Source organism: Nocardioides sp. NBC_00163 (genome assembly GCF_045206295.1).
In the GTDB taxonomy this organism is placed as follows: Bacteria; Actinomycetota; Actinomycetes; order Propionibacteriales; family Nocardioidaceae; genus Nocardioides.
This window is the reverse complement of record NZ_CP108155.1, coordinates 3,363,454-3,384,660: the sequence shown is the minus strand read 5'-3', so window position 1 is coordinate 3,384,660 and position 21,207 is coordinate 3,363,454. Positions and strand designations below refer to the sequence as shown.

Annotated in this window: 19 protein-coding genes; 5 read left to right on the top strand and 14 right to left on the bottom strand. The window is 69.9% G+C overall.

Annotated elements, in window-relative coordinates; genetic code table 11:
* Positions 1 to 19 precede the first annotated feature (19 nt).
* Positions 20 to 541: a hypothetical protein gene (locus OG801_RS16235; protein ID WP_406029774.1), complete on the bottom strand. Its 522-nt coding sequence runs from the start codon at positions 539 to 541 to the stop codon at positions 20 to 22.
* A gap of 92 nt (positions 542 to 633) precedes the next feature.
* Complete coding sequence (locus OG801_RS16230) at positions 634 to 1,401, bottom strand: enoyl-CoA hydratase family protein (protein WP_406029772.1); 768 nt, start codon at positions 1,399 to 1,401, stop codon at positions 634 to 636.
* 19 nt (positions 1,402 to 1,420) lie between these two features.
* On the opposite strand from OG801_RS16230, the gene OG801_RS16225 reads away from it, so the two are divergent.
* Complete coding sequence (locus tag OG801_RS16225; RefSeq protein WP_406029770.1) at positions 1,421 to 2,002, top strand: protein-L-isoaspartate O-methyltransferase family protein; 582 nt, start codon at positions 1,421 to 1,423, stop codon at positions 2,000 to 2,002.
* Here OG801_RS16225 and OG801_RS16220 read toward each other — a convergent pair.
* On the bottom strand, positions 1,999 to 3,132 hold the full coding sequence (locus OG801_RS16220; RefSeq protein WP_406029768.1) for a YihY/virulence factor BrkB family protein: 1,134 nt from the start codon (positions 3,130 to 3,132) through the stop codon (positions 1,999 to 2,001). The genes OG801_RS16225 and OG801_RS16220 overlap by 4 nt on opposite strands.
* Before the next feature lie 96 nt (positions 3,133 to 3,228).
* Between OG801_RS16220 and OG801_RS16215 the strand changes: the two genes are divergently transcribed.
* Both OG801_RS16215 and OG801_RS16210 read left to right on the top strand, forming a co-directional pair.
* Positions 3,229 to 3,795 carry an RDD family protein gene (locus OG801_RS16215; protein WP_378678649.1) on the top strand — a complete coding sequence of 189 codons (567 nt, stop codon included), beginning with the start codon at positions 3,229 to 3,231 and terminating at the stop codon, positions 3,793 to 3,795.
* 54 nt (positions 3,796 to 3,849) lie between these two features.
* Positions 3,850 to 4,539, top strand: coding sequence for an RDD family protein (locus OG801_RS16210; protein WP_406029766.1), 690 nt, complete (start codon positions 3,850 to 3,852; stop codon positions 4,537 to 4,539).
* Positions 4,540 to 4,602: 63 nt separating this feature from the next.
* Here the strand turns inward: OG801_RS16210 and OG801_RS16205 are convergent, their stop codons facing one another.
* From OG801_RS16205 to OG801_RS16175, 7 genes are read right to left on the bottom strand one after another with little or no spacing between them, the layout of a single operon-like run.
* Entirely contained in the window at positions 4,603 to 5,790 is a 1,188-nt protein-coding gene (locus tag OG801_RS16205; RefSeq protein ID WP_406029764.1) for an acyl-CoA dehydrogenase family protein, read from the bottom strand.
* Entirely contained in the window at positions 5,787 to 7,685 is a 1,899-nt protein-coding gene (locus tag OG801_RS16200) for a biotin carboxylase N-terminal domain-containing protein (RefSeq protein ID WP_406029762.1), read from the bottom strand. Before OG801_RS16200 ends, OG801_RS16205 begins: the two co-directional genes overlap by 4 nt.
* A gap of 5 nt (positions 7,686 to 7,690) precedes the next feature.
* Complete coding sequence (locus OG801_RS16195; RefSeq protein ID WP_406029760.1) at positions 7,691 to 9,280, bottom strand: acyl-CoA carboxylase subunit beta; 1,590 nt, start codon at positions 9,278 to 9,280, stop codon at positions 7,691 to 7,693.
* Positions 9,281 to 9,290: 10 nt separating this feature from the next.
* A complete protein-coding gene (locus OG801_RS16190; protein WP_406029758.1) occupies positions 9,291 to 10,442 on the bottom strand; it encodes an acyl-CoA dehydrogenase family protein in 1,152 nt (383 codons plus the stop codon).
* A complete protein-coding gene (locus tag OG801_RS16185; RefSeq protein WP_406029756.1) occupies positions 10,439 to 12,136 on the bottom strand; it encodes an acyclic terpene utilization AtuA family protein in 1,698 nt (565 codons plus the stop codon). The genes OG801_RS16190 and OG801_RS16185 overlap by 4 nt, the downstream gene beginning before the upstream one ends.
* A complete protein-coding gene (locus tag OG801_RS16180; protein WP_406029754.1) occupies positions 12,136 to 12,939 on the bottom strand; it encodes a TIGR03084 family metal-binding protein in 804 nt (267 codons plus the stop codon). Before OG801_RS16180 ends, OG801_RS16185 begins: the two co-directional genes overlap by 1 nt.
* Positions 12,936 to 13,535, bottom strand: a complete 600-nt coding sequence (locus OG801_RS16175) for a TetR/AcrR family transcriptional regulator (RefSeq protein ID WP_218131252.1) — start codon at positions 13,533 to 13,535, stop codon at positions 12,936 to 12,938. The genes OG801_RS16180 and OG801_RS16175 overlap by 4 nt, the downstream gene beginning before the upstream one ends.
* 113 nt (positions 13,536 to 13,648) lie before the next feature.
* Between OG801_RS16175 and OG801_RS16170 the strand changes: the two genes are divergently transcribed.
* A complete protein-coding gene (locus OG801_RS16170) occupies positions 13,649 to 14,008 on the top strand; it encodes a VOC family protein (protein WP_406029752.1) in 360 nt (119 codons plus the stop codon).
* Positions 14,009 to 14,126: 118 nt separating this feature from the next.
* On the opposite strand, the gene OG801_RS16165 is transcribed toward OG801_RS16170, so the two are convergent.
* From OG801_RS16165 to OG801_RS16150, 4 genes are read right to left on the bottom strand one after another with little or no spacing between them, the layout of a single operon-like run.
* The gene (locus OG801_RS16165) at positions 14,127 to 16,799 is read right to left on the bottom strand and encodes an FtsX-like permease family protein (RefSeq protein WP_406029750.1); all 2,673 of its coding nucleotides are present in this window, start codon (positions 16,797 to 16,799) and stop codon (positions 14,127 to 14,129) included.
* Complete coding sequence (locus OG801_RS16160; RefSeq protein WP_406029748.1) at positions 16,796 to 17,518, bottom strand: ABC transporter ATP-binding protein; 723 nt, start codon at positions 17,516 to 17,518, stop codon at positions 16,796 to 16,798. The genes OG801_RS16165 and OG801_RS16160 overlap by 4 nt, the downstream gene beginning before the upstream one ends.
* Entirely contained in the window at positions 17,511 to 17,651 is a 141-nt protein-coding gene (locus OG801_RS16155) for a hypothetical protein (RefSeq protein WP_355229122.1), read from the bottom strand. The genes OG801_RS16160 and OG801_RS16155 overlap by 8 nt, the downstream gene beginning before the upstream one ends.
* Positions 17,648 to 18,178, bottom strand: coding sequence for a PadR family transcriptional regulator (locus tag OG801_RS16150; RefSeq protein ID WP_406029746.1), 531 nt, complete (start codon positions 18,176 to 18,178; stop codon positions 17,648 to 17,650). The genes OG801_RS16155 and OG801_RS16150 overlap by 4 nt, the downstream gene beginning before the upstream one ends.
* Before the next feature lie 194 nt (positions 18,179 to 18,372).
* Between OG801_RS16150 and OG801_RS16145 the strand changes: the two genes are divergently transcribed.
* Positions 18,373 to 21,186 (top strand): M4 family metallopeptidase, encoded by a 2,814-nt coding sequence (locus OG801_RS16145; RefSeq protein ID WP_406029745.1) that lies wholly within the window; start codon positions 18,373 to 18,375, stop codon positions 21,184 to 21,186.
* The last annotated feature ends 21 nt before the right edge of the window (positions 21,187 to 21,207 follow it).

Below are 21,207 nucleotides of genomic sequence, written 5' to 3'. Positions count from 1 at the left end.
GACCGCCGCGGCGAACCGGCTAGCCGCCGACCCAGCCCTCCACATGGTCGATGACCGCCAGGTTGATCTCGATCGTGCCGTCAGCGGGGACGTACGGGGATCCGTCCTTGTGCAGCGCCCGCAACGTGATCTTGTGTTTCCCTGGTCCGCCGAGCACGACCGACCCACCGCCGCTGCTGTGGTAGTTCGCCCGCGGCTCGGTGCACCATTCGGCGCTCTCCTGGTCCCAGCCATCGGCCGACAGGTAGACGTGCAGATCGCCCGGGATCTCGAAGTCGCAACCGAACTCCACCCGAAAGTTGTCGAGCGTGGTGGTGAACTCGATGGTGTGGCCGGCCGGGTCGAGCAACTCACGTGCGTCCGAGCTCTCCCAGCGAGCGACGATCTCGCTGCCGTCCGGCGTTGCCGTCGGAGGGGCGACGGACACCTCCGGCTCCGACGACCATACGAAGCCTTCGTCATCGCCGCCGAAGGGGTTGATCACCCACAGGACCCCGGCGACCACGACCAGGAAAACCGCACCCGACAAGACCTTGACCATCTCTACTTCCTTCCAGCAAGGAAGCGGAGCCTAGCGTCGCGCGCACCCTCGAGCGCTGGAATTTCCACAAGCCATCAGTCGTCTCGCTGGCGCTACTTCTTGCGAGACAGGAACGCGGTCATCGCCTCGCGGGCCTCGTCGGAGCCGAAGAGGCGGGCGGAGAGGGCGGCCATCTCGTCGCCGCCGGCGTCGATGTGCTCGACCAGGCCGCGGACCATGAGCCGCTTGGTCTCGCGCAGCCCCTGGGGGGAGCCCTCGAGCAGGGAGGAGGTGATGGCGGCGACCTCGTCGTCGAGCGAGGCGGCGGGGACGGCGGCGGTCAGGATGCCGATGCGGGCCGCCTCGGCGGCGTCGAACTTGTCGCCGGTGAGGAAGTAGCGGGAGGCGGCGCGGGCATCGATCCGGGGCAGGATCGAGAGGGAGATCGCGGCGGGGGCCAGGCCGAGCCGGACCTCGGTGAGCGCGAACGAGACAGTGTCGGCGGCGATCGCGATGTCGGCGGCGGCGACGAGCCCGAGACCACCGGCGCGCACCGGTCCCTGGACCTTCGCCACGACGGGCTTGGTCAGGGCGACGATGGTGCGCTGGAGACGTACGATCCCGCGGGTGCCCTCCTCCATCGGCACCGTCGCGGCCTCGGAGAGGTCGGCTCCGGAGCAGAAGACGGTGCCCGTGGCCTGGAGCACGACGGCCTTGACGGAGGTGTCCTTGTCGGCCGCGTGCAGCGCCTCGAACAGCTCGGTGACCAGCTGGCGGGAGAGCGCGTTGCGGTTGGCCGGCGAGTCGAGGGTGATGGTGGCGACACCATCGGCGACGTCGAGGTGGACGAGCTCTGCGTTGGTTTCAGGCGACTCAGTCATGGGGCAGACGATACGGTGCTTGACTGGAGGGGTGGACGCGGTCCTCGATGCATTTTCCGCCATCCCCCGGGAGGGCTTCCTCCCGCCCGAGGAGCGTGACTTCGCGCGCTTCGACGAGCCCCTTCCGATCGGTCACGGACAGACCAACTCGCAGCCGCGGACGGTGGCCGACATGCTCCATCTTCTCGAGGTCGCGCCGGGCGACAAGGTGCTCGACGTCGGCTCCGGGTCGGGCTGGACCACCGCGCTGCTCGCCCACCTGACCGGCCCGGAGGGCAGCGTCATCGGGGTCGAGCTGGAACCGTCCCTGGTCAGGTTCGGCCGCCGCAACCTGGCAGCGACCGGCCAGCCGTGGGCCCGCATCGAGAAGGCGAAGCCCGGGGTCCTCGGGTGGCCCCGGGAGGCTGCGTACGATCGCATCCTCGTCTCCGCCGAGGCCGAGGCCCTGCCGCGCGAGCTGATGGACCAGATCGCTGCACCCGGCCGGATGGTGGTCCCGGTCGCCGGGCTGATGATGCTGGTGGAGCGGAACGCGACGGGCACGTCGCGACTGAGCAGCCACGGCTGGTATCGCTTCGTGCCGCTGCGGAAGAAGCCCTAAGGCGTACGCCGCTTCGGCTCGTCCTCGTCGGGATGCGGCACCGCGCGCAACTGGCCGGGTGGCACCGGGGGCGGTGGCTTGGTCGGCGGGAGGGGCCGGCTGAACTCGTCGTGGCGACGGATCCGCCGCGCGGTCTTGCGGAGCCAGGAGGGGTCCATGACGATCTCGTGGCTGTCGCCGTCGGGGCCGTCGAACGTGACCGCGACCGTCTCGAAGCCCTTGTGACGCTGCATGAGGGCATAGCTCGCGTAGGCGCGGCGGTCGGCCTCGGTCAGCTCGACCTCGTCGGTGAAGAGGGTGAGAAGCGCTCGCGGCCACAGGTGACGCGCGTAGACGACGTTGACCTCGATCGAGATCACCACCATCAGCGCCGCGACGTAGAGGAAGGCGACGAGACCGAGGACCAGTGCGAAGGTCTGGTTCATGCCGCGAGTGGCGGCGAGCACGTGCTGGACGAACTCCGCGCCGAAGTACTGCAGCACCTGCCACAGCAGTGCGAACGTGAACGCGCCCGGGAGGGCGTGCCCGAGGGCGTGGTCCCGCGTGGTGGCCATCCGGAAGACGACGCAGAGCATGCCGGTGACGATCACGACGGTGCCGAGGATCACCAGCCAGTAGCCGACGTCGACCGCCTTGAACCCGAGGAAGTCGGTGCGGCTCAGCACCAGCGACAACGCGGTCACCGAGAGGATCGCCAGACCGCCGGCAGCGAGCATGAGCAGCGCCCGCACCCTCAGCAGAATCGGGTTGGGGCGGCTGTTGCGCGGCACGGACCAGGCCGTGTTGACCGCGTTCTGCAGCGAGAGGCCCAGGCCGAGCGCACCGTAGAGGGCGGTGATACCACCGATGACGATCGCGCCGGTCGAGCCGGTGAGCTCCTTACGGCCGAGCTGGTCACCGATGATCGGGAACTGCGCCAGCGCCGTGTCGAGCACCGCCTCCTGCAGGCTCGGGTTGCCCTCCAGCACGAAGCCGAGGATCGAGGAGGCGAGCAGCAGGAGCGGGAAGACCGCCACGAAGGCGTAGTAGGTGATGATCGCGGCGAGGTTGTTGCCCTGGTCCTCGTAGAACTTGTAGACGACACCGAGCGGGAACGCGACCGGCGGGAACCGGCGCTGAGCCCGATCCATTGCCGTCGCCGCTCCAGCCATAAGGGTCAGGCTAACCCCTGTGCGACCCGATAGATTGAACGTCGGCCAGGTCAGCAGGCCAGCACACTCGAGGAGATGACCCACCAGATGTCGAACTTCGGCCCGCCACCCGGGCCGCCGCCAGGCGCACCGCAGGACCCCGCTCGTGGACCGGGCGAGCAGCCCCAGGCCCCGCCGTGGGCACAGCAGTCGTACGTCCCCACCGGCCCGCCGCTGGCGACCTGGGGTCGCCGAGCCGGGGGTGCGCTGATCGACGCGGCACTGCTGGTGCCGTTCTATCTGGTCGCCGGCGTGGGCGGCGGGTTGTCGCAGGAGTCCGGCTTCTTCGTCACCATCTTCGGCCTCCTGGTCACCCTGGTCGGCTGGCTGGGGTTCATCGGCTTCGCCGTCTGGAACCACGTCCTCAAGCAGGGCCGCACCGGCTACACCATCGGCAAGGGCGTCGTCGGGATCAAGCTGGTCCGCAAAGAGTCACAGGCGACGACCGGCGTCCCGATGGCGCTGGGACGGCAACTGCTCCACGTCCTCGACGCGTTCTGCTTCATCGGCTACCTGTGGCCACTGTGGGACGACAAGAGGCAGACCTTCGCCGACAAGATCGTCGCGACGCTGGTCCTGGTGGAGCCTCGGGCTCAGACGTGACGGGCTCAGGCGTGTGCGCTGACATTTACGTTGAGATGTGGCCATACTCGGCGCATGTCTAACTACGGCCCGCCCCCTGGCGCCCCGCAGGACCCCTCCGGCCAGCCCCTGCCGCCGACTCCGCCGCCAGCACCGGCCTACGGTCAGCCCAGCGCTCCGCCGCCTCCGCCCGCGCCGGGCTACGGCGCTCCTGCCGCTCCCGGCTACGGCGCCGCCCCGGCCGGTTACGGCTACGGCGCCCCGACCCCGCCGTACGCCTCCTGGGGCGCACGCGCGGGCGCCTTCATCATCGACGGACTCGTCGGCGCGGTGGCCATGATCCCGTTCTGGATCGGCTATGGCCTGCTCATCGGCGGGGCCGCCGCGGGTGGTGTCGCGGAGTATGACCCGAACACCGGCATGTACACGGACGCCGGCGAGCCCAACGGGGCGCTCATGGCCATCGGCGGGCTCCTCATGTTCATCGGCTTCCTCGTGTCTCTCGCCTTCTTGTTCTGGAACTACGGCCTGAAGCAGGGCAAGACGGGCTACTCGATCGGCAAGGGCGTCCTCGGCATCAAGGTCGTCAAGGAGGCCGACGGTCAGGTCCTCGGCACCTGGTTCTCGATCGGGCGTTTCTTCGTCCACTACCTCGACCAGCTCGCCTGCTACATCGGCTACCTGTGGCCGCTGTGGGACGACAAGCGTCAGACCTTCGCCGACAAGATCCTCAGCACGATCGTGATCATCGAGCCGAAGAAGTAGAGACAGACGTACGCAACAGGGCCGGTCGCTCACGCGACCGGCCCTGTACTCATTTCGCCGTGATCAGTAGGACTTCGGGAGTCCCAGGGTGTGCATGGCGATGTAGTTGAGGATCATCTCCCGGCTGACCGGGGCGATCCGGCCCAGACGGGCGGCGACGAGCTGGTTGGCCAGGCCGTACTCGACCGTCAGGCCGTTGCCGCCGTGGGTGTGGACCGCGGCATCGGTGGCGTTGCAGGCGACCTCGCCGGCGGCGTACTTGGCCATGTTGGCGTACTCCCCGGCACCGGCGTCGTCGCCGGCGTCGTAGAGCGCGGCGGCCTTCTGCCACAGCAGGCGAGCCTGCTCCAGCTCGATCTTGACCTTCGCGAGCGGGTGCGCGATGCCCTGGTGGGAGCCGATCGGGGCGTCCTTCCAGACCGACCGGGAGCCGGCGTACTCGACCGCCTTTGCGAGCGCGTAGCGCGCCATCCCGCAGGAGAGGGCGGCGCCCATGATCCGCTCGGGGTTGAGGCCGGCGAAGAGCTGCCAGATCCCACCGTCCTCGTCGCCGACGAGCGCGTCGGCGGGGAGACGTACGTCGTCGATGAAGAGGGTGAACTGCTTCTCCGGCGCCTCCCAGGCCATCGGGATGACCTGCTTGGTGAACCCCTCGGAGTCGGTCGGGACCACGAAGAGCGCGGGCTTGAGCTTGCCCGTCTTGGCATCTTCAGTGCGGGCGACGATGAGGACCGAGTCGGCCTCGTCGACACCGGAGATGAAGGTCTTCTGGCCGTTGAGCACCCAGCTGTCGCCGTCACGCTTGGCCGTGGTGGTGATCTTGTGGGAGTTGGAGCCGGCGTCGGCCTCGGTGATCCCGAAGGCCATCAGGTGCGAGCCGTCGGCGATCGCGGGCAGCCAGCGCTTCTTCTGCTCGTCGGTGCCGCAGCGGCCGATGATGCTGCCGCAGATCGCCGGGCTGACGACCATCATCAGCAGCGGAGCGCCGGCGGTCGCGGCCTCCTCGAGCACGGCGGCCAGGTCGCTCATGCCACCGCCACCACCGCCGTACTCCTCGGCGATGTTGACGCCGAGGAACCCATTGCGGCCCATCTCGAGCCACATCTCGGTCATCTTGCCGCCCTCGCGGGCCTGCTTGGCGACGAAGTCGTGGCCGTACTTGCCGGCCAGCTTCGCCACCGCCTCCCGCAGCGCGATCCGCTCCTCGGGCTCGCCGAATGGGTTGGGCACAGTTGCGGTGGTGGTGGTCATGCTGTCTCCTCTACGACGGCCAGCACCTCGCCGGCGGCGACCTGGGTTCCTGGTTTGACGTTGATCTGAGCGAGTACGCCGTCGGTGGGCGCGGTCACCGTGTGCTGCATCTTCATCGCCTCCAGGACCAGCAGCGGCTGGCCCTCGGTGACGTTGCTGCCGGCTTCGGCGAGCACGCTGATGACCGATCCCGGCATCGGCGCCAGCAGGCTTCCGGGCTGGGTCTGGGTCGCGGGATCGGTGAACCTCGGACGCTTCCGCAGCGCGGTGTGGCCGAACGAGGAGTCGACGTCGATCCGGTCGCCGGTGACGGCGATCTCGTACGTCGTCCGCAGCCCGTCACGCTCCAGCACAACTCGGCTCTGACCTGCATCGACGACCTCGAAGCCGTCGATGCGGTAGCCGTCGCGGGTGCCGTACCACTCCACGACGAGACCACCCTCGGAGTCATCCTCGAAGACCGTCCGCTGGGGCTGGTTGGTGACGTTGCGCCAGGCGACCGGGAGCCCCGGGCGACGGGTCCCTTCGGCCAGCGCGACCGCCGCCGCGACAGCGGCACCAGGGTCGTCGACCGGTGAAAGAAAATTCTCTTTCGCGAGCAGAGCGGTGGTGACCTCGCCGCTGCGGAACGCATCGGAACCGAGAATCCCGATCAGCTGCTCCCGGTTGGTCACCAGGCCATGGATCTTGGCCGTACGCAGCACCCCGACGAGCCGCCGGATCGCCGCGTCGCGCGTGGGGGCGTGCACGATCACCTTCGCCAGCATCGCGTCGTAGAAGGTGCTGACCTCCGAGCCGGACGTGAAGCCGGCGTCGATCCGGGCATCGCCCGGAAACTCGAGCGTCGTCAACGTCCCCGACTGCGGCTGATAGTCCGCGGAAGGATCCTCGGCATACAGCCGCACCTCCACCGCATGCCCGCTGGTTGAGCCGCCGGAGCCGCTAGGCGAAGGCGTGTCGAAACCAACACCTTCAGCCACCGCGATCTGCAGCTCCACCAGATCCACCCCATGAACCAGCTCGGTCACCGGGTGCTCCACCTGAAGCCGCGTGTTCATCTCCAGGAACCAGAACCGCTCCGAGGCGGCGTCATAGAGGAACTCGACGGTCCCCGCCCCGCGGTAGTCGATCGCCGCGGCAGCGTTCCGGGCGGCCTCGTGGAGCGCCGACCGGACCGCATCGGGCAGCAGCGGGGCCGGGGACTCCTCGACGACCTTCTGGTGGCGGCGCTGCACCGAGCAGTCACGCTCACCGAAGACCGCGACGTTTCCGGCGCCGTCGCCGACGACCTGGACCTCGACGTGGCGGCCGGCCTCGACGTACGGCTCGACGAAGACGGTCCCGTCCCCGAAGGCGGACGCGGCCTCGGCCTCGGCCTTGGCGATCTCGGCGCCGAGAGCGTCGAGGGAGCGGACGATCCGCATCCCGCGCCCGCCCCCGCCGGCGGAGGCCTTGACCAGCAGCGGCAGGTCGGACTCGACCGGCGAAGCCGGCGCCTCCAGGACCGGGACCCCGGCGGCGGCCATGATCTTCTTGGCCGCGATCTTGGAGCCCATCTGCTCGATCGACTCGGGCGCGGGCCCGATCCAGACCAGCCCGGCCGCCTCGACAGCGCGGGCGAAGTCGGCGTTCTCCGACAGGAACCCGTAGCCCGGGTGGATCGCGTCGGCACCGGCCACCTTCGCCGCCTCGATGACGAGGTCGGCGCGGAGATAGGTCTCGGCGGGGGCGTTGCCGGGGAGGCGTACGGCATGGTCCGCCTCCGCCACGAACGGCAGGTCCGCGTCGGCGTCGGAGTGCACCGCGACGGTCTCGATCCCGAGCTTGCGGGCGGTGCGGAAGACGCGCGAGGCGATCTCGGCGCGGTTGGCGACCAGGATTCGACTGATGGTCATGGCACTCACATCCTGAAGACGCCGAAGTTCATGGCGCCTTCGATCGGTCGGGTGGCGATGGCGGAGAGGCAGAGGCCGAGGACGGTGCGGGTGTCACGCGGGTCGATGACGCCGTCGTCGTAGCCGAGCCCGGAGAGGAACATCGGCAGCGACTGCTCCTCGACCATCCCCTCGACCATCTCCTTGACGCCCTTGAACCCGTCGGCGTCGAAGACCTCGCCCTTCTTCTCCGCGGACTCGCGGGCGACGATCTCCATCACGCCGGCGAGCTGGGCCGGCCCCATGACCGCGGACTTGGCCGAGGGCCAGGTGAACAGGAAGCGGGGGTCGTACGCACGCCCGTTCATGCCGTAGTTGCCGGCGCCGTAGCTCGCGCCCATGATCACGGTCAGGTGCGGGACGGTGGAGTTGGAGACCGCGTTGATCATCAGCGCGCCGTGCTTGATGATGCCGCCCTGCTCGTACTCCGTGCCGACCATGTAGCCGGTGGTGTTGTGCAGGAACAGCAGCGGGGTGTCCTTCTGGTTGGCGAGCTGGATGAACTGCGCCGCCTTCTGGGCCTCCTCGCTCATCAGTACGCCGCGGGCGTTGGCGAGGATGCCGATCTCGTAGCCGTGGAGCCGCGCCCAGCCGACGCAGAGCGACGGCCCGTAGAGCGGCTTGAATTCATCAAAGGCCACCTCGTTGTTCTCTTCGGTGGTCGAGCCTGTCGAGACCCCGTCGACGATCCGCAGGATCGCCTCGCGCGGGTCGAAGGGCTCCTTGAGGTCGGTCGGGATCAGGTCGAGCAGGCCGTCGGGGTCGAGCTCGGGCTCGTAGCTCGCCTTCGGCTCGGGACCGTGCTTGCGCCAGTTGAGCCTGGCCACGACGCGTCGCGCCTGCCGGATGGCGTCGTGCTCGTCGACGGCGAGGAAGTCGGAGGAGCCGGAGATGCGCGAGTGCATCTCGGCGCCGCCCAGCGACTCGTCGTCGGTGTCCTCGCCGGTGGCCATCTTCACCAGCGGCGGGCCAGCCAGGAAGACCTTCGCGCCTTCCTTGACCATGATCACGTAGTCGCTCATGCCGGGGACGTACGCACCACCGGCCGTCGAGTTGCCGAAGACCACCGAGATGGTCGGCTGCTTGCGGGCGGAGGCTCTTGTCAGGTCGCGGAACCCCTTGCCGCCGGGGATGAAGATGTCCTTCTGGGTCGGCAGGTCGGCGCCGCCGGACTCGGTCAGGTTGATCGTCGGGAGACCGTTCTTCTCCGCGATCTCCGCGGCCCGGAACGAGCGCTTGAGGGAGTAGGGGTTGAGCGCGCCACCCTTCACCGTCGGGTCGTTGGCGACGATCATGCACTCGACGCCCTCGACCACGCCGATGCCGGTGATGATCGAGCCACCGACCGGGAAGTCGCTGCCCCAGCCGATCAGCGGCTGGGTCTCCAGGAACGGGCTGCCCTCGTCCAGGAGCAGCTCGATCCGCTCGCGGGCGAGGAGCTTGCCGCGGGCCTTGTGGCGGGCGACGTACTTCTCGCCGCCTCCGGCCGCCGCCTTGGCGTGCTCGGCGTCGAGCGCCTCGATCTTCTCGAGGAGGGCTTCTCTGTTGTCGCTCATCGGGCCTGCCTCATCGGTCCAGTCCCAGCAACTTGGCCGCCAGATCCGTCATCACTTCGGTGGCTCCTCCTCCGATCGGCAGGATCCGGGCGTCGCGGTAGTGCCGCTCGACCTCGGTCCCGTGCATGTATCCCGTCCCGCCATGGAGCTGGACGGCCTGGTCGACGACCCAGGTGCAGGCCTCGACCGCTGTCTGCTTGGCCAGCGCCGCCTCGGCGATCGTGGCCTGGGTCGACCCCTCGCGGTCGTAGCGCGCGACCACGGCGTGGGTGTAGGCCTTGGCCACCTCGACCTGCCGGTGCATCTCGACCAGCTTGTGGCGTACGACCTGACGCTTGATCAGGGGCTCACCGAAGGTCTCCCGCTGGCGGCAGAAGTCGGCGGTGAGCGCCAGGCAGCGGGCGGCGGTGCCGTAGCCCTGCACGGCCAGCGCGATCCGCTCGGTCACGAACGCCTCGGCGATGTAGATGAACCCGGCGTTCTCGTCGCCGACGAGGTTGGCGGCAGGGACGCGTACGTCCTCGAAGGCGAGCTCCGCGGTGTCGGAGCAGTGCCAGCCCATCTTGGCGAGCTTGCGCGTGACCGTGAATCCACCGGTGGTCGAGCCTGTCGAGACCTCCTTGTCGATCACCAGCAGGCTGATGCCGCCGGCGCCCGGGCCGCCGGTGCGGACCGCGGTGGTGACGAAGTCGGCGCGTACGCCGCTGGTGATGAACGTCTTGGCGCCGTTGACCACGAACTCGTCGCCGTCGCGGACCGCCGTGGTGCGCAGGTGGGAGACGTCGGAGCCGCCGTCGGGCTCGGTGATGGCGAGGCTGCCGATCTTCTCACCGGCCAGCGTGGGCTTCACGTAGGTGTCGATGAGGTGGGGCGAGCCGTGCTTGGCGATGTGCGGCAGCGCGATCCCGTGGGTGAACAGGCCGGCGAGCAGGCCGGAGGAGGCGCCCTCGGACATCATCCCCTCGGTCACCGCGACCGTGTCGGCCAGTCCGCCGCCCTCGCCGCCGGCCTCCTCCGGGAACCCGATCCCGAGCAGACCCTGCTTGGCGGCGGCCTTGTGGACCTCCCGCGGGATCTCCTGGTTGTCTTCCCATTCCTGCAGGTCAGGGAAGACCTCACGGCGAGCGAACTCGGCGCCCAGCTGGAACAGATCCTCGCTCACAGAAGCCCCTCCGGAATGTCTACAAATCGGCTTCGCGCCCATTCGCCCAGGCCCTTCGCCTGCGGGTCGAACCGCGTCGAGGCGGCCACGCCCTCGCCGAGCAGGTCGTGGATGACGATGTTCACCCCGCGCAGGTGAGGCAGTGGCGTGATGTCGATGGCGAGATCCTCGGCCTCGGGCAGCAGCTCCCGTACCCACTCCGGGGTGACGGTGTCCAGCAGCCACTCGACGGCCACGTCCGACTTCCCCTGCGGTACCCAGAGCCCGAGGTTGGCGTCGCCGCCCTTGTCGCCGGATCGCGCATAGACCAGCTCCCCCAACTCCCGCCGAGGCGTCGCCTCGGTCGGTCGAGAGGTCATCTTGTCCGACGCACGTGACGTCTCGGCCGACGCACGTGACGCCTCGGCGTACGCCAAGGGAGCAGGGACCTCGTAGGTCGAGCCGTCTGGGAGGTGGACGGTCTCCGGGGCGCGGTCGCGCCGGACGTACGCAGCCTTGTAGATCCCGAACGGAGACGGCCGTCCCGGGGGCGCGGTGACGTGGAAGCCCGGGTAGGAGGCCAGCGCCAGCTCGATGGCCGGAGCCGTCATCGCACGGCCGACCGCGTCGGCGTCCGCCGCCCGCGCAGAGAGCCGCAGGATGCAGGCAGCTCCCTCCTCGGTCGGCGAATCGGGCGCGGGGATGCGGTAGGTCGACCAGGTGTAGTCCGGTCCGATCGGGAGCTCGGCGTCGAGCTGGTCACGCAGCCAGGTCGCCTTGGCGTCGATGTCGGGACCGGTGAGCACGAACTCGGCAGAGTTGCGGTAGCCGCCGAGCGAGTTGACCGCGACCTTGAGGGTCGCCGGTGGCGGGGTGCCGGTCACGCCCGTGATCGCGACCCGGTCGATCCCGACCTCCTGCAGGCGGATCGAGGTCAGGTCGGTGGTGACGTCGGGACCGAGGTAGAGCGGACCCTGGATCTCGTAGAGCAGCTGCGCGGTGACCGTGTCGACCGTGACCGTGCCGCCGGTCTCGTCCTGCTTGGTGATGATCGAGGAGCCGTCGACGGCGATCTCGGCGACCGGGAAGCCCAGCGGACGCGCCCGAGCCTGCGGCGACATGGTCAGGAACCCGGAGAAGTTGCCGCCGGTGGCCTGGGTGCCGCACTCGATCACGTGCCCGGCGACCACGGCGCCGGCGAGCTCGTCGTAGGAGTCGCGCTTCCAGCCGTGGTGGGCGATGGCCGGCCCGACGACGACCGACGCGTCGGTCACCCGGCCGGTGACGACGATGTCGGCGCCGGCGTCGAGCGCGTGCGCGATCCCGAAGGCACCGAGATAGGCGTTGGCGGTCAGGGCGTCGGGGTGGGAGTCGAGGCGACCGCGGAGGTCGTCGCCGTCGACGTAGGCGACCTTCGCCCGGGTGCCGAGCGCCTCGATCGCCTTCGCCAGCCCCGCGGGGTTGAGACCGCCGGCGTTGGAGACGATCTTGACGTCTCGCTGCAGCGCGAGGTCGATGCTGTCGGCGACCTGGCGCAGGAAGGTCTTGGCGTAGCCGGTCGACGGGTCCTTGAGGGTGTCCTTGCCGAGGATGAGCATGGTGAGCTCGGCGAGGTAGTCGCCGGTGAGCACGTCGAGCCGACCGCCCTCGAGCATGTCGCGCATCGCCGAGAACCGGTCACCGTAGAACCCGGAACAGTTGCCGATCGTGATCATCACGCGTCCCCTTCCGGGGCCCGTCCGGAGCCGGCGGGGCCGGCGAACGCCTGGGCGATGCTCAGCCACTTCTCGGCGTCGTCCCCGGTGGCCTCCAACGCGGTGTCGTCGCGGTGGATGCGCTGGGTGACGAGACGCGCGAAGTCGTACGCCGGACCTCGGACGCTCTGCGTCGCGTCCTCGGGCCCCCACTCCCAGACCTCACCGGACGGCGCGGTCAGCTCGATCCGGAACGGAGAGCTCGGCGGAGTCAGACCGTGGACGCCGTAGGAGAAGTCGCGGGTGCGGGTGCCGAGGTGACAGACGTGCTTGATGCGGTCGCTGGGCTCGTAGGTGAGGCCCAGCGCCTCACGCACGTCCAGCCCGTGAGCCCAGGTCTCCATGAACCGCGCGGTCGCCATCGAGGCCGGCGACATCGGCGGCCCGAACCAGGGCAGCTTCTGCCCGTTCGGGACGCTCGCGAGCGCTCCGGCGAGCTCGCCGCGTACGCCGTCCCAGTGCTCCAGCAGGTCGGTCGCCGGCATCGTGGCCAGCGCCAGCGCAGCCTCGTCGACGTAGCCCTCGGGGTTCTTGATCCCCTCGGTGACCAGCTCGTCCCACGCGGTCGCGTCACCCGCCACCCACTCGGTCGCGGCGATCGCGGCTTCGTCGGTCCAGGCCAGGTGGGCGATCTGGGCGGCCACGTCCCAGCCCGCGGCCGGGGTCGGCTCGCGCCAGCCCGCCTCGCTCAGGCCCGCCACCACCTGGCGTAGCTCGAACCCCTCCATGGAGAGGTCCTCGAGAAGTTCATCCAGCAGGCTCATCGCAGCTCTCTTTCCAGGACCTCGGCCCAGTGATCGAGGATCCGCTCGCGTCGGGCGGCGTCGTCGGTAATCGTGTCAGCCAGAGCCAGGCCGCGGACGAGATCGAGCGTGGCCTGCACGAGCTCGCGCACCCCAGGCTTCGACTCGTCCACGTCGAGCAGCTCGACCGTGGCCCGGTGGAGCTCGCGGCCGATGCGCTGCTCGAGCGGACCCACCGCCGCGGCCAGCTGCTCGTCGGTGCGGGCCGCGACCCACAGCTCCAGGGCCGCGGCGAAGACCGGCGAGGTGACCTGCTCGGCGAGCATGGCGAGCACGTGCCGCGTACGCTGCCCGCCCTCCGGCAGTGCCCCGGCAGCCTCCTTCAGCGCCTCGCCACGGGCTTCGGTGATGTGCTCGACCGCCGCCACGACCAAGTCGTTCTTGGCCGGGAAGTGGTGCAGCTGCGCCCCGCGGGAGACCCCGGCGCGCTGGGAGACGAGCGTGGTCGAGGTGCCGGCGAAGCCGCGCTCGGCCAGCAGCTCGACGGTGGCGTCGAGGAGGCGGGTCCGCATCGCGCGGGTGCGCTGCTCCTGAGGTACGCGGGTGGCCTGGCTCACAGACGGGACTCTGCCGCGCCAGAAACAAACAGTCAACCCTGACTGTATATTTCTGAGACGGCGATGCCGCAGGCGGAAGCAGAACGTCCGGAACCGCTCGTAACGTCGGTCCCATGGCTATCGCACGCAATCCTCAGTGGGTCATCGACTGTCCCGACACGGCAGCCCTGGCCGCCTTCTACGCACAGCTCCTCGGATGGGAGTCCAAGGTCGACGACGACGGCGGCTGGGCCAGCGCCTGGGGCGAAGGCGGATCGCTGGACTTCCAGCGCGTCGACAACTACCAGGCTCCGAAGTGGCCCGGCCAGGACGTACCTCAGCAGACGCATCTCGACGTCACCGTCGATGACCTCGACGAGGCCGAGGCCGCGACCCTCGCCCTCGGCGCCACCAAGCACGAGGTCCAGCCCGGCGAGTCCTTCCGCGTCTTCCTCGACCCCGCCGGCCACCCCTTCTGCCTCTGCAAGGCCTGACGCCGAGAAGTCACCCCCGTCGGCCGAGAAGTCACGTACGCGGATCGAGTCGGCACCAACATGCCAACTCGATCCGCGGGAGTGACGCCTCGGCCGACGTACCTGACGCCTCGGCGGGCTATTCGACCCGGGCCACCATGGGCAGGCGACCCCGGGTGGTGACCGCGACGATGAGCGCGATCAGCAGGGGCAGCCCGACGACCACGATGCCGACGAGGTCCCACGGGATCTCGAGGTAGTGCGCGGCGACGCTGTCGCGCTCGGGCCAGCCTTCGGTGGTGATCGGATAGCTGATCGCGATCCCGGGAACGAACCCGATGAGAGCGCCCGGGACCGCCCCGAGGAGCGTCACGACCAGGGCGTACGAGGCAGCGACCCCGCGTCGCGTACGCGTCCTGGCTCCGACCGCCGACAGGGTCGCCAGGTCGGGACGAGCGTCGTTGAGCGCCAGATGGGTCGCGGTCAGCGCGCCGCCGATCATCAGCACGGCCCCCAGGGTGACCAGGAGCAGCCAGACGATCACGGCGGTGTCCGTCTCCTGATAGCCCCGCTCGATCAGGATCGTCGTAGGGAACTGCCCCGCGGCCAGGGCCTCGTCGAGGTCGGTCTCCGCGGCGGCACTGAGCCGGGCGCTCTCGATGTAGAGGCCCAGGACCTGCGGTTCGACACCGAGCTTCTTCACCATCGCCGGCGTCACGACCGCGTACGCGGGCGCGGCACGGTCACCGACGTCGAGGTAGGTGGCCGGTACGTCGACGGTGACAGCGTCGCGATCCGTCTGCTCCTCCTCGGACCACTCCTTGATCACCAGGCGCGCCGACGTCGAGGACCGGAGCTCGTCGTCGGTGGTGAACACCACCGCACCCGAGGACCGCAGGGTCTCTGCCGCAGTGGCGGCATCCCGCTCGGAGAGCGATCGCGCCACCGCCGGCGGAAGCGTCCCGTCGGTGCCGGCGACGACGAGGTCGCCGAACTCGCCGATGGTGGTGTCGAGCGGGATCGCCTCACCGTCACCGGTCTCGACGGCGACGTACCGTCCGTCGGCCTCCGATGTCGCGCCGGTGGTGAGTGCGGCCGTCGCGCCCGGGATGGCCTTCTCGACCTGCGCGGCGATGTTCTCCCACCGCGCTCTCGTCTCGTCCGGGTCGACGTCGCTCTCGGTGGCGCTGTGTCGCGGATGCACCACGGCGTCGCCGATCGTGAAGGAGGGCAGGTAGCTCTCCTGGTTCTGCTCCTGGTCGCTGCTGAACGCGATCCCGAGCGTGACCACACCGACCACCGTCACCGCGATCGCACCGGCAGCCGGCACCGTCCGGGTGCGGTGCCGATCGGCGTCGCGGGTCGCGAACCGGATCACCAGCGGCATCCGGGCGCTGAACCGCGCGGCCGCGGACACGAGGGCGGGAAGGATGAACAGCACCCCGGCGACACAGAGCAGTACGCCGAGAGCGATCGGGATCCCGCTGAGCGCATTCCGGGTGCCGAACGCCGCCGATGCGACTCCGGCGATTACCAGCACGAGGCCGATGATCGGCGAGCGTCGCGAAGGCAGGGTCTCGGACCGCCGCCCGGACAGTACGCCGACGACGTTCTGTCGCGAGGCGATCCAGGCCGGCACGATTGCTGCGCAGATCGCGGCCGCGAAGCCGAAGACGGCGACCGCAAGGACCTGCAGCCACGGCACCTCGAACGGGCCGAACCAGGCCGAGACCTGATCCTGGGCCAGCGGCTGGAGCAGCCGCGCCAGCCCGACCCCGAGGACCGCACCGACGACGGCCGCGACCGCACCGATCACGATCGCCATCCCGAGCAGGACGCGCCGGGACTGTCGGGCAGTCCCTCCCGAGGCCGCGATCAGAGCCAGGTCGCGCGCCTGGCGCCGGGCCGCGACCGCGAACGCCGGCCCGGCCAGCAGGACCACCTCGAGGATCACCATGACCACGATGAGCACGAGGACCACGAGCTCGGACGGATCCGGGGCGCCCATGGGCGGACGGATCTCCTTGTCCGCTGCGCGCGCCGCCGCCGGCGGGTCCATGACGACCGAGCGCGAGAGCACGAACGCACCCGCGGCGTTCAGGTCCTCGATGTCGGACCAGGTCACCGGCCCGCCGCCGACCAGCCAGGTCGAGCGGTCGCTGGTGTAGTCCACAGGAAGGTCCACTCCGGCGATGAAGGGGTCGTTGCGTACGTTCGCCGACTCGACGATCCCGACGACCTTGCGCGTCTCATCGATCTCGCCGTTCGGGATCAGCAGCTCCTCACCGACGCCCGGCCCCCGGAACGCGAGGTTCGAGTTGACCACGACCTCATCCGGGCCCTGTGGGAGACGACCCTCGGTCAGCCGGGCCAGCCCGGCGGCGAGCGGGTCGTTCAGATCGGTCTCCAGGCCGCTGGCCCAGGTGACCCCCTTGTCGGTGCGTACGTCGAAGGTCCGGTCCTCCGCCTGGAGCAGTGGGCGGTCCCCGATGACGGCCTTCACCCCGGCCGCGTCGAGCGGGTCGGCGTCGGACTCGTCGAGCCATTCGGAGGCGTTCTGGGGGTCGATGCCCTGCCGCACGACAGCGGAGCCCTGCACGTCGATGCTCGCTGCGGCCTCGGTGCCGAGCCGGCGGTCGAGGCCTTCCACGGTGTCGACGTCATAGGTCTGGTACGTCACCGCGACCGCGGTCACGCCCGCCACCGGCAGCGCGATCATCAAGATGACCAGCAGGCTGCGCCACTTCGCCCGCCGGGCCTCCCGTTGCCCGATGCGCAGGGCGAGTCGCCAGCCGGCCAGACGTCCGCTCATGCCTCGACCTCGTCCACGAGTGCCAGATTCGGCGTCTCGCCGGCCTCGTCGACGACGAGCCCGTCGCGCACGTAGATCACCCGGTCGGCCCAGCTGGCGTAGCGCGGCTCGTGGGTGACGAGCACACCGGCCGCGCCCGCGTCGCAGCGCGCCCGGATCAGCTTGAGGATGTCCTCGCCGGTCTCGGTGTCGAGGGCGCCGGTCGGCTCGTCGGCCAGGATCAGGCGGCGCTCGCCGACGATCGCACGGGCGATCGCGATCCGCTGCCGCTGCCCACCGGACATCTCGTCGGGGAACCGGTCGGCGAACCCGTCGAGCCCGACCTCCTCGAGCGCCGTCCTCGCCGCGGCCCTCGCCGAGCGGCGGCCGGCGCCGTCGAGCTCGAGCGGCAGCGCGACGTTCTCGGCGGCGGTCAGCGCCGGGATCAGGTTGAAGTCCTGGAAGACATAGCCGATCGACGTACGCCGCAGCTTGGCGCGCCCGCTGACCCCGGCCTCGTCGAGATCCTGGCCGTCGACCTCGACGGAGCCCGAGCTCGGCGAGTCGAGACCGCCGGCGATGGTCAGCAGCGACGACTTCCCGGAGCCGCTCGGCCCCATGATGGCCACCAGCTCACCGGCGTACGCAGCGAGGCTGACGCCGCGCAGGGCGTGCACCTCGGCGGCGCCGGTGCCGTGGACGCGGCTCACGTCGGTGAGCCGGAGGACGGGTTCACTCATCGGTGGACTCCTTGGTCGAGGTGTTGACGGGCTTGGCGTGGACGCGGCGGCTGAGCCGCTCGCGGGCGTCGGCGAGCCAGCGATCGCTGTCGTGGCTGAGGCGGCGTAGATCGTGGGCGAGGGCGGCATTCATCGGGGCTCCGGAGCGGTGCTCGTGGAGGCCGCCCGGCGGAGCCGGGACTCGCAGTGGTCGAGCCAGCGGATCTCGGCCTCGGCCGCGAAGATCAGGCGATCGAGGACCAGCCCACCGGCGAGGTCGTCACCGGCTCCGGACCGCGACTGGCGGCGGTACCCCTGAAGGGCCTGCATCGTCGCGTTGCGCTGCTGCTGGACGACCTTGCCGACGTCCACGCTGGGCACCGCGACCGCCACCGCGAGCTTGATCGCGAGCTCGTCGCGCTGCGGCTGCGTACGCTCCACCGGGGTGTCGAACCACCCCTTCACCTCGACCTTGCCGGCCTCGGTGAGCTGGTAGAGGGACCGTCCCTCCGCGTCGGTCCCTCCAGCCTCGACGAGGCCGTCACGCTCGAGTCGCGACAGGGTCGTATAGACCTGCCCGACGTTCAGCGGCCAGCTCGCGCCGGTGCGCTGCTCGAACTCGGCGCGCAGCTCGTAGCCGTAGCGCGGCTTCTCCAGCAGCGCCAGCAGTGCGTGTTTCACGGACACTCGATCACCTCCCTTGGTTACTTACTGAGTATGTATATACCGAGTATGCACTCGCCTGCAAGCCGGAATCCCGGGACCAACGGCCAGGGTTCGGGAAATTCCGCAGCCAGGTCCTCCCCCGGCATGGAAGACTTCCGCCGCCGGTTCGGGTCGGCGTCCACCAGCCCACCTGAACCAAGGAATAAGAAGTGTCACGTCATGGACGTGTCGTCGCGCTGGCCGCGGCGTCACTCGCTCTCGGCGGGATGAGCGTCATCCCGATGACCTCGTACGCCGCCGAACCCGACCCGATCGCGACCTACAAGGACCGCGCCGGCGTCCCCCTGACCATCCACCGGACCACTGGCGGCGAGGCCGACTTCATCGGTGCGAAGAGCGACTCGGCGAAGCCGTTGGGTGCCTCCGTCGCGCCCGACAAGGCCGCCCGGACCCACCTCACCCAGGCCGGCAAGGCCCTCGGCACCCACGACCTCGACCTTCGCGAGCAGGACACGACCGCGGCCGTGGGCGGCGGTTCGGTGACCCGGTTCGACCAGTACGTCGACGGCCTGCCGGTCCTCGGCGGCGAGGTCGTCGTCGGGCTCGACGAGGATCGCGGACTCACCTCCGCGGCCACCAGCCTCTCCAACGCCACCTCGGCGCAGGAGACGAGCGTCAGCCGCACCAAGGCGGCCGCGGCGGCCAAGGCGGTCGTCGCCAAAGCTCACGGAAGCGCGGCGAGCGGTCTCATCGTCGATGACCAGGGCGTCTGGCTCTATGACGACGAGCTTGTCCGGGGCCCGCAGATCGGCACGACCAGCGTCCGCCGGCTCTCGGTGACCGACGGCTCGGCGATCCGCGATACCGTCCTGGTCCACGCCGGCACCGGCCGCGTGCTCATGCGTGTCGACGAGATCGCCCACGCCAACCGCCGGATCTGCGACAACGCCAACGTCCGCGCGGCGGAGAACGGCTGCGCGGACACGAGCCTCACGGTCAAGCGGCGCGAGGGCGATGCGCCCGCCGGGATCGCCGACGTCGACAAGGCGTACGACATGCTCGGCGCGACCTCCGACCTCTACGCCTCCCTCGGGCTGGACCTGACCGACGCGATCGGCTGGTCCAGCGGCGCCACCGGCAAGGCGATCACCGCCACGACCCGCTACTGCGAGCCGACGGTTCCGGACTACACGCCGCCGTGCCCGATGGACAACGCCTTCTGGAACGGCCAGCAGATCCACCTCGGCCAGGGCCTCGCGGTCGACGACATCGTCGCCCACGAGCTGACCCATGGTGTGATCGAGCGCAGCTCGAACCTCTTCTACTGGTACGAGTCGGGCGCCATCAACGAGTCGATGGCCGACGTCATGGGCGAGATCGTCGACCACCGCTACGCCACCGCCGGCGACTCCCCGACCGACTGGCGCATCGGCGAGGACTCCTCGCTGGGAGCGATCCGCAGCCTCGCCAGCCCGACGGCGTACGACCAGCCCGACAAGATGACCAGCTCGCTGTGGGACGCGGACGACCTGACCTACTACGCCGACGGCGGCGGTGTGCACACCAACAGCGGGGTCGGCAACAAGACCGCGTACCTCATCTCCCAGGGCGGCTCGTTCAACGGCCGCACCATCTCGGGGATCGACGGCGACGACGCGAGCCTCCAGAAGACCGCGACGCTCTACCTCTACACCATCCAGCACCTCGTCTCCGGAAGCCAGTACGCAGATCTCGGCCGTACGCTGGCCACCGGCTGTGACGCTCTGGCGGCCGCCGGCACCGCCGGCTTCACGTCGGCCGACTGCGCGCAGGTGCGCCTGGCCACCGACGCGACCGAGCTGGCGAAGTCACCCACCAAGGCAGGTGCGACCCGCCCCGCGGAGGCGCCGAGCACCTGTCCCGCCGGGAGCGTCGGCAAGGCCGCGTTGGCCACCCCGTCGACCAGTCGCGGCGTGCTCTGGAACGCGGCGCCGGACGCCGCGCTGGGCATCCCCGCCAACGACCGCGACGGCAACGGCTCGGAGTTCGGCATGAACCCCGACCCCGAGGCCTATGGCGACCCGACTGCCAGCGGCCTGACGACGGCCGGCATCAAGGTGCCGGCGGGCAAGCGGACCTATCTGCGGTTCAGTCACTGGTACCTGTTCGAGTGGTATACCGGCGGCGATCCCGCCTACCCGGCACCGCAGTACTTCGACGGCGGCGAGGCCCGCCTGCTGGTCAACGGTGTCGCGACCGCCATCCCGTCCTCGGCCTGGGTGAACGGCCCCAAGCAGAAGCTCCTCCTCAACAGCCCCACCAAGCCGCTGACCGGCTTCGGCGGCGACTCCAACGGATGGATGAGCTCCCGCGTCGACCTTTCCGCCTTCGCCGGCAAGACGGTGCAGTTCCAGTGGCTCGTCCGTGGCGACAGGGAAGGCTCGTTCATCGGCTGGTTCGTAGACGGTCTCGAGCTCTACACCTGCAACCCGCAGACGATCGCGAACACGGCCGTACCGAAGATCAGCGGCTCCCAGCGGGTCGGCTACACCCTGACCGCGTCGAAGGGCTCCTGGAGCCCGACCGCAACGACGGTGCGCTACCAGTGGTTGCGCAACGGTGCCGCGATCAGCGGCGCCACCGGCGCGACGTACAAGCTGACCGGATCGGACCACGCCAGGACGATCCAGGTGCGGGTCACCGCCTACTCCTCGTCGTGGCCGGCGGCCAACCCGGGAGTCAGGACGAGCTCGGGCACCGGCAAGATCCTGGCCGGCTACCTGACATCCGTCACGCCGTCGATCGGCGGCACCCGCAAGGTCGGCTACCTCCTCACCGCCGTCCGCGGGGAGTGGAGGCCGGCCGGGGTGACGTACTCCTACCAGTGGCTGCGCAATGGCAAGGCCATCTCGGGAGCCACCGGCAAGACGTACCGACTGCGGTCGATCGACCGCAGTGACCGCATCCGCGTCAGGGTGACCGGCCGCAAGACCGGCTACTACACCGCGTCCCGCCTCTCCGCCGCGACGGCCGTGATCCGCTGACCCGACCTGACCCGACGATGG